Raw genomic sequence first — 13,372 nt, 5'->3', positions numbered from 1 at the left:
GACGCACCGAAGCCAGACCGGGATCGGGCATCTCCAGCGATCCGCCGGCCGCAACCGCGGCGACCACATCATTCGAGGCGCCCCAATCGGAAACCACCATGCCGTCAAAACCCCACTCGTCGCGCAGCACCCGCCGCAGCAGGTAGCGATGCTCATGCGCGTACGTGCCGTTGATCCGGTTATATGAACTCATCAGCGCCCATGGACGCGCCTGGCGCACCACGATTTCGAACCCGGTCAGATACAGCTCGCGCAGGGTCGCGCCGTCAAGAACGGAATTAGAACACTGCCGCCGCAATTCCTGGCTGTTCGCCGCAAAATGCTTGGGACATGCGGCCACCCCCTGCGATTGGATGCCGGTCACCATGCCGGCTGCCATGCGACCGGCAAGCAGCGGATCCTCAGAAAAGTATTCGAAATTCCGGCCGCATAGCGGACTGCGTTTGATGTTCAACCCGGGCCCCAGCAGCACGTTCACCCTTCGCGCACGCGCCTCGGCGCCCAGCGCCTCGCCCATAAGTCTCATCAGCGACGGATCCCACGAACACGCCGACAACGAAGCCGTCGGGAAACAGGTGGCCGGCAGGGCAGCATGCGGTTGCGCCGCATCCACGGCTTCCCCGCCGCGCGCCTCCCGTCGCACCCCATGCGGCCCGTCGGCCAGCACCATAGCCGGCACACCGGCCCTCGGCACGGCATGCGTGGTCCATTGCGAGGCACCGCCCAGCAGCACCGCCCGCTCCAGCAAACTCAATCCGTCAATGCGCGAGACCCCACCCCGGCCATTGTGCAAATCGCCCATACCGTTACGCTACCGCCACGGGACGAACGGCTGCGGCACAATGGTAGCCATGAATGATATCAGCGCGTTGGATCTTGAACCCGGTGGGATGCTGGGAGGCTATACCCTGATCGAGCGCCTCGGGGCCGGGGCCATGGGGTCGGTGTGGCGCGTGGAAGACGGGGGCGGCCAGGTCTACGCGATGAAAATTCTGCGCGACTCGCTCAGCGACGACAACGATCTGCGCAAAGACGTGCCGGCTCGCGAGCGCCTGCGCCGCGAGGCGATGGCAATGCGCAAAATCCGCCATCCGGGTGTCTGTCAGATTGTGGACATGGAATTGGATGACGCCGTGGCCTTCATCGTCACCGAGCTGATCGATGGGCGCAACCTCAAAGAGGACGTGGCGGCCAATGGCCGATATGTGGGTGAGGACCTGGAGCGCCTGGCCTCGCGTCTCATCGCCGCGGTGCAAGCCGTCCACAGGGCGGGAATCGTCCATCGCGACATCAAACCGACCAATGTGATGGTGGCCGCCAGAGGGCCCGTGCTGGTGGACTTCGGCATTGCCATGGGCGAAGGCGAAAGCCATGTGACACGGACCGGCCTGGTGATGGGCACCCCGGGATTCATCGCGCCCGAAATCATAGAGGGCGCGGAATCCAGCGAAGCGACCGACTGGTGGAGCTGCGCGGCGGTGCTCGCCTTTGCCGCAACCGGACAGCCGGCGTTCGGCACCAGACCAATGATGACCGTGCTTGAACGGGCGGCCTCCGGCAATGCGAATCTTGCCGGGCTGCCCGCGACGACCATGGCCGCATTGCGGTCGGCGCTCAGCCCCCATCCCGAAAACCGCTGCACCCCGGGCGAGCTGCTCGAGGCGATCCGGCACGACGCCATCGCCGGCAGGGACGACGATCCCGACGACTTCAACGACCCCGACGGTTCAATAGTCGCCAGCCAGCCCGCCAAGCCAAGCGGCACGGCCTCCACAAGCGCGACGCACGGGGAACCGCAGGTGGTGCGCCCTTTTGGCGCAGACTTTTCGGCCACTGAGCCCCTCCACGCCGCCTTGCGGCCCATAGGCCCCGAAACCACCGGCACCTCGGCCATCGAACCCACGCGCCTTCTGCAGGGGACCGCGCCGATGATCCCGCCCATGAGCGAGACCAACCCGCGCACCCTGTGGCTCGACCCGATCACCGACGAAAGCGAACCGACGCCCCCGCCGGAAGCGCGCAGGGAGTCACGCTCCGACCTGCTGCTGGGCCTCGCCGTCAGCGCGATCTTCGTCATCGCCGTCATCACGGCAATCATCGGTCGGTGAAATCGGCGCATATCGTTCAGACACAGCAGCTACACTAGGCGGCGGTTTGTCCACGCAGGGAACCGGGACCCAACCACGGATCGCCGGCGCACGCCAACCGGTCGCCCACATTATTCGGAAACGCATGCGGAGCACCGCCGAACAGAACGTATACCAACCAATTCAACAGCACGCAAAGGAACAGGTTATGGCAGCAAACAAAACCCAACGCCAGCAAACACGCGCCCAACGCAAGGCCGCCGAGGCCGCCGCCGCCAAGGCCCGCGCCGAGCGGCTCGCCAAGGAGCGCAAGCAGCAGACCATTCTCGGTGCGCTGGTGGTCGCGGTCATCGTCGCCATCGTGGCGGCGGTGGCCATCACCGTGTGGTGGCGCAACCGTCCCGTCGACACCACCGCGTTGAAAAATGACGTCGAGCAGGCGCAGGTCAAGCCGGCCAACACGACCGACGACTACGGTTTCGTGATGTCCAAAAACGGCATCAACCAACCCGTCGAGGGGGTTCCCACCGTTGAGTTCTACATGGACTTCCTCTGCCCCGGCTGCGGCAATATGGAACGGTCCACGAGCTCCTACACCGCCGCCATGGTCAAGGCCGGGCAGATCAATCTGGAAGTGCATCCGCTCAGCTTTATGGACCGCTATTCCACCGACAACTACTCCACACGCGCCGCCAATGCGGTGATCAATGTGGCCGAGCAGGATCCGGATCATCTGCTGGCTTTCATCTCGAATCTCTTCGCCCAGGACTATCAGCCGCAGGAGGGCAGCGCCTACGTGGCGACATCGGATGAGCAGATTCAGCAGCAGGCCATCAAAGCCGGTGTGAGCGCCGAGCTGGCGGCTACGATCAGCGACGGCAAATACGACGAATGGCTGAACGCCGAAACGCAGGCCACCATTAACCGCAAGGAGCTGGCGAACGTGTCCGGCAGCCTGAAAGGCCAGATCAGCACGCCGATCGTAACCATCAATGGCACGTATTGGAATTGGAGCGCGGTGGGCAGCGATGTGTCGCTTGGCCAGGGACTGCTCAAAGCCATTGGCCTCGACGAATCCGCCGTGGGCACAACTACGTTGCCAACAATCGGCGCAGATGGGAAGGCGCTGTATCCGGAATCCTGATTCCACAGTAACCGCAATGCTTTCAGGCACCGTACTTCTGCTTGCCGCAGCTACGACACCAATTCCAGGCATTCGCGACACACAGAAGGTACGTTCCCAAGGAGAGAGTGCATAATGTATACGAAGCTCTTCTCGGGGAATGCCTAGGGAAGCTTGATTAGCGTATTCCAGTTTTTGGGGATATGCTGGTCACTCGTCCGGCTCAATGCCGGCAGGCCTCCTTAGCTCAGATGGCCAGAGCGGCCGCCTTGTAAGCGGCAGGTCGTCGGTTCGATCCCGACAGGAGGCTCGCGGACAGCCCGTACACCATCATCGGTTCATCCGACGATATGCCAGGACTGCATAAGTAAACACAATAGACAGACGTCGCTCGAGTAAGTTACCCCAGAAGCCTCCCCCCCAACTACGGCTTCTGGTTATAGGCAGGGCATTCCCCCAACCAGCTCTGCCTCGGGGGGCGGGACCATCCCCTTCTCTCCCGCCCCCTTTTTCTTCACCTTGAACCCACATCACGCATGACGTTCAAAGCCGCAAGGACTGGCGGCAAGGCACCATCGGGAATCCCGGTCCAGCGAGTGCGCACATACTGTGCGGGACCGGACGTTGCGCAAACATGCACCCCGCCTCCCCGGCTAGAATCGTTCGGCAGAGCAATGTTCAGGAGGTACTATGGCACGTCGTTGGACACCACGGCGGTTTGTGGTGCATCGCAGGATTCGTGTAGCCGTATGCGCCGCCACCGTTGCCGTGGCAAGTGTATTGTGCTTCGGCATCGGCGCCCGCAAATCCGTGGCCTTGGACATCAACGGGGAATCACGGATCGTCACCACCTACGCCATGAGCGTGGATCGTCTGCTGGAGGAACAGGGCGTTGACGTCAAAACCCACGATCTGGTGCAATCCACATCCGGCACCGACTCCCTGACGAACCACGACGTGGTGACCGTGCGATCCGCCTTCCAGACCACCATCGTCATCGACGGCGCCGAGGTGCCGTTCTGGACCGTCGCCACCAGCGCCGACCAACTGCTCGGCTTCTTTGCCAGCAACGAAGCCGCTGCGGCCAAGGTGACGGTGAACATCGCGAATGTCTACAACCAGCTGACCGGCGGATTCGTGATCAACCAATCCGGACCGGTCACCGTGATCTGGGACGGCAAGACCTCGGTGGCACCGAACGGCAAGCTCCCGGCCGCCTCCATCCTCGACTCCAAAGGCATCACGCTCGGCAAAGACGACCGCGTCAGCGTGGAAAAAGACGGCGACACCACCATTCTGCGCGTACAGCGCGTCACGCATACGCAAACCACCAAGATCACGCCCGTCGAGCATGGTACGCAGACCATCGTGGACACCAGCCTGGCGCCGGGGGCGCGCGAAGTCCGCCAACAGGGCCAGGACGGCGAAATCACGGAAACGTATGACACCACACTGGTGGACGGCGTTGAGGAGAGTTCCAAGCTGCTCTCTTCGCAAACCACCAAAGCCGCCGTCGACACGGTGATTGCCGTCGGGCCGGAACAGGAACAGGAGCCGGAGGCAACTGCCACCCCAGGCACAGGGAGTAACTCGGCCGAAGGCGATGCCGCGGATTCCGAGGACAGCGGCAACGCAACCAATCAGGGCCAGAGCCCCTCGACGTCACCCTCCGCGACGTCATCCCCCTCGACGCCCGCCGAACAACCATCCTCCTCCGGCACCACGGCGGAACCGACAGCCAAGCCCAGCACGGGCGCTTCCGCCGAACCGTCCCAACCGAGCACATCCCAACCCAGCACATCACAGCCGAGCACATCCCAGCCCAGTTCAAAGCCGACCGGCAGCCACAACTCCAACGGTTCCGGCAACTCGAGCGCCTCGGGTAACTCCGGCAATTCCGGAAGCTCAGGCAACTCCGGAAGCTCCAACAACGGCGATTCGTCGCTCAACACCACCGGCCAAATCGCCGTGGCCCCCTCCGGCCTCAGCCGTCAGGAAGAGGAAGCCTGGCGCGAGGCCCACGACCACATCCCCGCATCGATGGCACGGCTCTACCATCCGACTGTCGCCCAAGCCAAGGCCTATGCCAGAGGGGCGGCGGCGCAACGCGGCTGGACCGGCGACGAATGGAACTACATCGAGCAGATATGGCAGCGCGAGTCCAGTTGGCAGTGGAGCGCCGACAACGCGTCATCCACCGCCTACGGCATACCGCAGCTGCTCCCCGGATGGTCGATGGGCTACGGGTGGCTGGATGACGGCGCAGTGCAGATCGACGCCGGCCTGAAGTATATCGCCCAGCGATACGGCAACCCCACCAAGGCATGGAATTTCTGGCAAGCGAACCAATGGTACTAGTTGGCAGCAATATCCTCCGGAACCCCGCCCCAGCCACATGCCCCCCCCATCAGCAACGACCAGCGAAACGAGCAGATACACAGATGATCGAACAGTCCACCTCCAACAGCCCATCTGGTCATCTCCTTGGCGCCGCCGACATTCGCCGCATCGCCGCCGCGGCCGGCATAAGTCCGACGAAGAAATTCGGGCAGAACTTCGTCATCGACCCCGGCACGGTGCGACGAATCGTGCGTGAAGCCGGCGTGGACGCCGATACTCACGTGCTCGAAGTCGGTCCGGGTCTCGGATCCCTGACGCTGGCGATCTTGGAAACCGGCGCCACCATGACGGCGGTGGAAATCGATCCGCCGCTGGCCGAACGCCTGCCCCGCACCATCGCCGAATTCATGCCGCAGGCGCAGGACCGTTTTGCCGTGGTGTTGCATGACGCACTCACCATCGCCCCGGACGACTTGCCGCAATTCGCCAACGAACAGCCGTTCAAGCTGGTGGCCAACCTGCCCTACAACGTCGCCACTCCGATTGTGCTGACCCTGTTGGAGCGCTTCGCCAATCTTGATTCATTCCTGGTGATGGTGCAGAAGGAAGTCGCCGATCGGCTGGCCGCGGAACCGGCCTCCAAAATCTATGGCACCCCTTCCGTCAAACTCGCCTGGTATGGCGACGCCGAGCGGGCGGGCGTCATCGGGCGCAATGTGTTCTGGCCCGCCCCGAATGTCGATTCGGCCCTGGTGAGGTTCACCAGGTGCCACCGCTTCCCCGAAACCTCGCGTGCAACCACCTTCCGCCTGATCGACGCGGCGTTTGGGCAGCGTCGCAAAACGCTGCACGCGGCCCTGAAGAAAATGGTGCCGCCTGAAGTCTTCGAGACGGCAGGCATCGATTCCACCAGGCGAGGAGAGACGCTGACCATCGACGAGTTCGTCAGGTTGGCGGGCGCACTGGACTCCTACGCTTCCCAGGAGATGATCCGATGATGTCGCATACGTTGCCCACCCGAAGCGCCGACGCGTTCGACGCAGCCAATCAAGCCATGGACATGGTCACAGCGGTAAGCGTCGACTGTCCCGCCAAAACCAACCTCACCCTGCAGGTATCGGAACGCCATGCCGAATGGGGTGGACGGCATGCCCTCGACACGATCTATTGCGGTCTGTCGCTGTACGACACCGTCACGGTGGCTCGCAAGGCGCCCGGAAGCGGATTCTCGCTGGATCTCGGCGGTGACCATCTAGGCGATCTGGCCTGCTCATCCTCCGACATGCGGTGCAATCACGCCGTTCTCGCGCTCTTCGCGCTTGCCGGGGCCGCGAAGGTCAGCCCGGATGTGGCCATCACCCTTGTCAAGCGCATTCCCGTGGGAGCCGGACTCGGCGGCGGATCGGCGGATGCGGCCGGCACGCTGCTGGCGCTGAACCAGCTGTGGGGACTGAACTGGCCGGTTGAACGTCTGCTGCCCATCGCCGCAGAGCTGGGCGCGGACATGCCATTCTGCCTGCTTGGCGGGTATGCGCACGGAACGGGATTCGGCGAGCGCATCGAGCCGCTCGACGACAACGCCCAAGAAATTGCATTTCTGCAATCCAAAGGCGTTACCGGACTGATGCTGATCGGCGCATACAACGACGAATTGAGCACGCCCGACGTCTATCGGCACTTTGATGAAATCGGCGCCGGTCCCGACGACCTCAACGACCTGCAGCGCGCGGCCACAGACCTGCATCCGCGCTCCCGACAGGCAATTGACGTCGCGCGGGCCGCAGGGGCGTCAACGGCATTCGTCTCCGGTTCGGGTCCGTCGGTGGTGGCATGCGCGGCCGACGAAGCAGCCCGTCGGCGCATCGTCGCCGATTGGCATCGAACGGCAAGCGTGGACCGCATCATCGCGGCAAACGCCCCCGCCAGGCCCGTATCGCACGGCACCGTCGTCGGTCGCACCGCCTGACGCACACAGTCAGCGCGGGACGATATGGTAATGAGCAATACGGTGAAGCGGAAGGCTGGCAATGACACATTTTCAGGGATATGACGAGCGCGAGGCGCGCAAGGTGTTTGTGCGCAACCGGCAACGACTGGTGTTTTCCATCGCCGCAACCATATTGGTTGTAGCGATGGTGCTTTCGCTGCTCGTGTTCTACGGTGTGATCGGCCGGACCAAAAAGGCCGCGCAGGCGCAGCCGAACTACGGCGTCACCGCCCCCTGCCTGCCCACCAAGCTCAACGAAAGCGACCAGTCGGATTACGACGGATCGCGCATCGACCCCGGCTCCATCAGCGTGCGCACGATCAACGGAACCAGCCAGACCGGCTTGGCCGCCGCCGTGCGCGACGAGCTGCAGAACCGCGGCTTCAACGTCGACAACACCGCCTATTCGCTGCCGAACTGGCAGGGCAGCCGCACCACCATCTACTTCACCAAGACGTCCATCGCACAGGCCTACACACTGGGCAGCCTGTTCACCGATGCCATCCTGCAGATGACCTCCGGCGACGACGCCACCGTCAACGTGGTGATCGGGCCGACCTTCATCAATCTGAAAAGCAAAACCGACCCGTCAGCCTCGTCTGACGCCAAACTGGCGAGCATCTCCGGCTGCGTGGCCGCCGATCAGATGACCGATCTGCCAGCGGCCATCGATCCGAACACGCTCAAGTAGGGCGAATCAGCCCCGAGACTGCTCGGCATACCAGCGCCGCAGCTCGGCCACGGCGGCATCATGCTCGACGGGCCCGTTATCAAGACGGTAGTCAAGCATATGCCTGTACGCCTTGCCTACGATCGGACCGGGCGACAGCTCCAGCAGATCCATGATCTCATTGCCGTCCAGATCGGGACGGATCGCGTCGAAATCCTCTTTCTCCTTGAGATCGCGGACACGCTGCTCCATCTCGTCCATCGCCGAGGAGAAGATCTGCGCCTTGCGCCTGTTCTGCGTGGTCGCATCCGCCCTGGTCAGCCTGTTCAGGCGCTCATACAGCGGCCCGGCGTCCTTCACATAGCGCCGCACCGCGGAATCGGTCCACGGCTCATCCACATATCCATGGAAGCGCAGGTGGAGATTCACCAGTTCGGAGACGTCGTCGACCACATGGTGGTCGAAGCGCAGGGCCTTCAGGCGCTTGCGGGCGAGCTTGGCACCCACCGCATCGTGATGATGGAAGCTCACCTTACCGCCGGCTTCAAACCGCCGGGTTTTCGGCTTGCCGATATCGTGCATCAGGGCCGCCAGGCGCAGCGTGAGGTCCGGTGCGGGCACAGGGCCGTCGGGACCGGTCTCCAGGGCCACCGCGCGATCCAGCACGATCATCGTGTGCTCAAACACGTCCTTATGACGATGATGTTCGTCCAGCTCCAACTGCAACGCCGGAATCTCGGGAAACACGCGATCCGCCAGCCCGGACTCCACCAACGCCTCGACGCCGGCACGCGGACGGTCGGACAGCAGCAGTTTGGTCAGCTCGTCACGAACCCGCTCCGCGGAGACGATGTCGATGCGATCCACCATCGCGGTGATCGCCTCGGCGGTTTCCGGTTCGATGTGGAATCCCAGCTGCGCCACGAACCGCACCGCACGCATCATGCGCAGCGGATCGTCATCAAAGGACTGTTCGGGCTTCACCGGGGTGCGCAATACGCCTTTAGCCAAATCCGACGCGCCGCCGAACGGGTCCACGAACTCCAGCTGAGGCACGCGCAGCGCCATGGCGTTCACGGTGAAGTCGCGACGCGACAGATCGCCCTCCAGCGTGTCGCCGTAGTTGACCTCGGGTTTGCGGGAGTCCGGCGTATACGAGTCGGATCGGTACGTGGTCACTTCCACCTTGACCTCGGTGCCGTCCGCGCGACGCCGCATCGCGCCAAGCGTGCCAAACTTGCGGCCCATATCCCAGAAACCGTCATGCCCCCAGCGACGCAGAATCGGCTCGAATTCCTCGGGGCGCGCCGACGAGCAAAAATCCAGATCATGGGACCGGCGATGCAACAGCAAATCGCGGACCGGACCACCCACCAATGCAAGCTCATAACCCCGATCGGCGAACATCCGCCCCAGTTCGATGGCCTCTGGCCAGACTTCGAAAGTCACACGTACCCTTTCCTGCCCCGTTTTTCTGTGCGAATACCAGCATACCGTTACCCCACCTGCACACAGAGTCGAGTAGGGTGGAAAACATGATTACGCCCACGGACCTTGCGCGCATGATGTCGCGCGCCACCAATCCGACGGGCGACCATACCCAAAAACCCTCCGACCGGACCTATCAGGAGCCGGACCAGCTGCTGTACAGCTCCTCCGACGACGATTTCAAGCAGCGCATCGGCGACCGGCTCAATCTTCCCGAACACATCGTGCTCGGCGAAGACGAATCCGAGGACGCTCCGGCCACCGGCGCCCCCACGCCGAGCATCATGCCCAAGCGTCGCGCCTTCGACGGCCCCACCACCTTCGCCTCCCTGGACGCCCAGGAACTGCCCGTGGTGCGCGAATACTCGGCGGGGGGGCTGATTTTCGACGATCAAGGCCGCGTGGCCATCATCGCGCGGCATTCACGCTCCGGGCATCTGGAATGGTGCCTGCCCAAGGGGCATATCGAAAAAGGCGAGACGCCGGAACAGACCGCGGTGCGCGAGGTCCACGAGGAGACGGGCATTCTGGGCGAGGTCATCGGCTCCATCGCCACCATCGACTACTGGTTCACCGGAACCAGCCAGCGCGTGCACAAACTCGTCCACCACTATGCGCTGAGGCGCATCGGCGGGGAACTGACCGTTGAGGGGGATCCGGACCACGAGGCGGAGGATGCCATCTGGGTGAAGTTCAGCGACCTGGACGATGTGCTGAGCTATCCCAACGAACGCAAAATCGCATGGCTCTACGCAAGGAAAATCAAGAAACAAGTATGAGACGACCTATACGCGCCCTGATGAGGCAGTGCGCGCGCCGCATCGGCGCAGGCTGCTCGGCCCTTACTGTGCTGCTCGCCATGTCGGCCATCGCCGTGACCGCCCCAGGCGCAGCCGCCGACGACGCCGACGCCAATGAAGCCCCCGCCTGCGACAACGCCATCTGCCTGTATGCCGACGATCTCACGCCGGTGGTCACCTCATCCTCCGGATACCACGCGTCGGTCACCGTCATCAACGCCACCAGCGAGCCACTCGGCCAGGCGACCCTCACGGTGGCGACCAATGCGCTGTACACCTTCACCTCGCGCGTCGACATGCAGGATTGGGCGGATGGCAGCGCCTCGATCCCAACCCGCAACACGCTCGGCACGGCTCAGATCAGCCATCTGGCAGCCGGAGCCAGCACCACCGTCACCGTGAGCGCGCCGGCGGACAATGCCTCGCTGACCGCCATCACCACATGGGGTCCCAAACCGCTGCGCATCAGCCTGGACACCGGATCGGCAGGCCGCAGCGTCACACTCACCAGCTTTCTGACGCGATCAACGGACGGGGTGCGCAACGCCGAAACCCCACCAATCAATCTGACCGTCGTCATGCCGCTGACCGCGGGCGCCTGGCACGTTGACGACGAGGCGATCACGCAACTCACACAAGGCGGATCGCAGGACGATCCCAATGCCATCGCGGCCGTGGACGGCGCACGACGTTCCGAGCAATCCGCCCTCATCGCCAAGCACCCCGAGATGCAGGTGGTGTCCGACCCCGACTATCTCAGCGGTTTCAGCCAATCGCCACGCACCGAAGCCTCCATGCAGCGCGGCTATATCGATCTGACCAGCGTCGACGGCATCAGCGCCGACGACTTCGCCCAGGCAGGACTCAGCGAAGACCTCTGGAAGGCGGGCAGCACTGACGACATCGCCTGGCAGGGGCAGGGGAACTGGACCCTCGAGGCGCTCACCTATGCCGCGCGGCGAGGCTATCGGACAGTCATCGCGGGACCTGAATTCGAGGCCAATTCCACCGCGACGGCCCACACCGGCAACTATGAGATCACCACAGAGGCCGGCACCGTCACCGTATTGGCCTCGCAAACCACGCTCACCAGGCTGGCCCAGAACCAGCCGACATCCGACGAAGCCACGGCGGAGACCAGCGAGGCCGGGCAAATGGCGCGTTTCATCGCCCAAAGCGCGTTCTACCAGATGGAACAGCCCTACGCGAACCGCAACCTGCTCGTCACTTTCGGCACCAATGCCAGCGCGGAGCATATCGACCGCATGATGACCGCCATGGAGGAGGCCGGCTGGATCCATCTGTCCGATCTCAACAGTCTGCGCGACGCGCAACCGTACCGCTCCGGCAGCCGGGCCCTTGCCGTGCTCCCGCAGCAATCCGATACCGACACCGCCGACGACGGCAGCAATGACGGCGACGACAGCGGCGGCGAATCGGAGCAGTCCGCAGCCCCCAAACCCTCCCAATCGGCGCAGGCGATCATCGACGCGCTGCACACGCTGGCGTCCAGTCGGTCGCAGATCACGCGCTTCGCCACGACGGTTCTGGCGGACGACGCGGGTCAGAAGGCGAAGGACTGGACCGACCAACTGTATGCGGCGCATCAGCTGCTTGCCCTGCGCGCCTGCGACGGCAGCGGGTTGAACCGCTCCTTGGCCAGCCGGGCGCAGGACATCGCCAACGCCCTGTTCTCCGAGATTTCGATCTCGCCTTCGGATTCAATCAGCGTAGTTAGCGAAACCGCCCAAATGCCGGTGACCATCAGCAACAATCATGATTATCCGGTGCGGGTGACCGTCAGCTCCAGCACCAATTCCATGACGATCCTCACCTCGCATCAGGTGGAGGCCACCGTGCCCGCGCATGGGGAAACCCAGGTCACCTTCGCGATTCGCGTACTGACATCGGGCCGCACGACCGCTGACCTGCAATTGCTGGACCGCAACGGCGACGCGTTCGGGAACGTCCAGCACACGCATATCTCGTCGCATCTGCAGCTGAACGACATGAGCGGCATGGCCATCATCGCCCTGGCGCTCGTGCTCGCGGCTTGGGGATTCTGGCGGCAGTTCCACAGGGTAAAGGATCCTGACGAATGAGTTCCATCGGACGTAATTCCATGATCATGGCGGCCGGCACCTTCGCCTCGCGCCTCACCGGGCAGCTGCGGCAGATTCTGCTGGCGGCGGCCATCGGCACCACCGGCATCGCGGCCATGGCGTACCAAACCGGCTCGCAGATCCCGCAGGTGGTGTTCAACCTCATCTCCGGCGGCATCTTCAACGCGGTGCTGGTACCGCAGATTGTGCGCGCCCTCAAGCAAACCGATGCCAAGGAGCGCCTGGACAAGCTCATCACGGCGGCCATCTCGCTGCTGGTCGCGGTCACCGTGGTGATGATGCTGGCGACGTCCTGGATCACGCAGTTGTACATCAACGCCAGTTGGACCGGCGAGCAGCGGGCGCTGGCCAACGCCTTCACGCTATGGTGCATGCCGCAGATCTTCTTCTACGGCCTGTACACCGTGCTGGGGCAGATCCTCGCCGCCAAGGAACGCTTCGGCATGTACGCCTGGAGTTCGGTGGGCGCCAATGTGATCAGCTGCCTCGGATTCTCGCTGTTCATCTGGGAGTTCGGCAACGCGGCCATGCAGCCGGTGGACTGGTGGACGGAAGACAAAATCACCCTCACGGCCGGCGCATGGACGGCCGGCGTGGCGTTCCAGGCGCTGATCCTGTTCGTGCCCCTCACCCGTCTGGGGCTGCACTACCGGCCGCGCTTCGGCCTGAGGGGCATCGGGTTGCGATCCATGGGGCGCGTGGCCGTCTGGTCGATGGCGCTGGTGGTGCTGAACCTGATCATGGGCATGGTGAA

At 63.6% G+C, this 13,372-nt stretch carries 10 protein-coding genes, 1 tRNA gene and 1 pseudogene; 10 read left to right on the top strand and 2 right to left on the bottom strand.

Translation table 11 applies throughout. The features are described from left to right. Nucleotides 1-802 (bottom strand): glycoside hydrolase family 3 N-terminal domain-containing protein (locus tag B2994_RS03050; protein ID WP_291526912.1); only part of this gene is annotated, 802 nt, incomplete at its 3' end. A gap of 40 nt (nt 803-842) precedes the next feature. On the opposite strand from B2994_RS03050, the pseudogene B2994_RS03045 reads away from it, so the two are divergent. From B2994_RS03045 to B2994_RS03015, 7 genes and pseudogenes are all read left to right on the top strand, one after another. Then, a pseudogene (locus B2994_RS03045) lies at nt 843-1,680 on the top strand (serine/threonine-protein kinase); the annotation flags it as partial. A gap of 615 nt (nt 1,681-2,295) precedes the next feature. Then, on the top strand, nt 2,296-3,231 hold the full coding sequence (locus B2994_RS03040; RefSeq protein ID WP_291526911.1) for a DsbA family protein: 936 nt from the start codon (nt 2,296-2,298) through the stop codon (nt 3,229-3,231). A gap of 215 nt (nt 3,232-3,446) precedes the next feature. Next, nucleotides 3,447-3,520 (top strand) — tRNA-Thr (locus B2994_RS03035). 380 nt (nt 3,521-3,900) lie between these two features. Beyond that, nucleotides 3,901-5,568, top strand: a complete 1,668-nt coding sequence (locus B2994_RS03030; protein WP_291526910.1) for a G5 domain-containing protein — start codon at nt 3,901-3,903, stop codon at nt 5,566-5,568. An 83-nt stretch (nt 5,569-5,651) separates the two neighbouring features. Further along, a complete protein-coding gene (gene rsmA / locus B2994_RS03025; protein WP_291526909.1) occupies nt 5,652-6,548 on the top strand; it encodes a 16S rRNA (adenine(1518)-N(6)/adenine(1519)-N(6))-dimethyltransferase RsmA in 897 nt (298 codons plus the stop codon). Further along, nucleotides 6,545-7,516: a 4-(cytidine 5'-diphospho)-2-C-methyl-D-erythritol kinase gene (locus B2994_RS03020; protein ID WP_414630629.1), complete on the top strand. Its 972-nt coding sequence runs from the start codon at nt 6,545-6,547 to the stop codon at nt 7,514-7,516. Before rsmA ends, B2994_RS03020 begins: the two co-directional genes overlap by 4 nt. Nucleotides 7,517-7,577: 61 nt before the next feature. Then, a complete protein-coding gene (locus B2994_RS03015; protein ID WP_291526907.1) occupies nt 7,578-8,228 on the top strand; it encodes a LytR C-terminal domain-containing protein in 651 nt (216 codons plus the stop codon). Between the two features lie 6 nt (nt 8,229-8,234). Here B2994_RS03015 and B2994_RS03010 read toward each other — a convergent pair whose 3' ends face one another. Beyond that, nucleotides 8,235-9,656, bottom strand: coding sequence for a CCA tRNA nucleotidyltransferase (locus tag B2994_RS03010; protein ID WP_291526906.1), 1,422 nt, complete (start codon nt 9,654-9,656; stop codon nt 8,235-8,237). Nucleotides 9,657-9,742: 86 nt separating this feature from the next. On the opposite strand from B2994_RS03010, the gene B2994_RS03005 reads away from it, so the two are divergent. The 3 genes from B2994_RS03005 to murJ all read left to right on the top strand — a co-directional run. Next, the gene (locus B2994_RS03005) at nt 9,743-10,474 is read left to right on the top strand and encodes an NUDIX hydrolase (protein WP_291526905.1); all 732 of its coding nucleotides are present in this window, start codon (nt 9,743-9,745) and stop codon (nt 10,472-10,474) included. Next, nucleotides 10,471-12,597: a DUF6049 family protein gene (locus tag B2994_RS03000; RefSeq protein WP_291526904.1), complete on the top strand. Its 2,127-nt coding sequence runs from the start codon at nt 10,471-10,473 to the stop codon at nt 12,595-12,597. The genes B2994_RS03005 and B2994_RS03000 overlap by 4 nt, the downstream gene beginning before the upstream one ends. After that, nucleotides 12,594-13,372 (top strand): murein biosynthesis integral membrane protein MurJ (gene murJ, locus B2994_RS02995; RefSeq protein ID WP_291526903.1); only part of this gene is annotated, 779 nt, incomplete at its 3' end. The genes B2994_RS03000 and murJ, both read left to right, overlap by 4 nt.

This window comes from Bifidobacterium sp. UBA744, assembly GCA_002298605.1.
Lineage (GTDB): Bacteria > Actinomycetota > Actinomycetes > Actinomycetales > Bifidobacteriaceae > Bifidobacterium.
The sequence above is the reverse complement of the archived record's forward strand: the minus strand, read 5'-3'. Positions and strand labels throughout refer to the sequence as shown.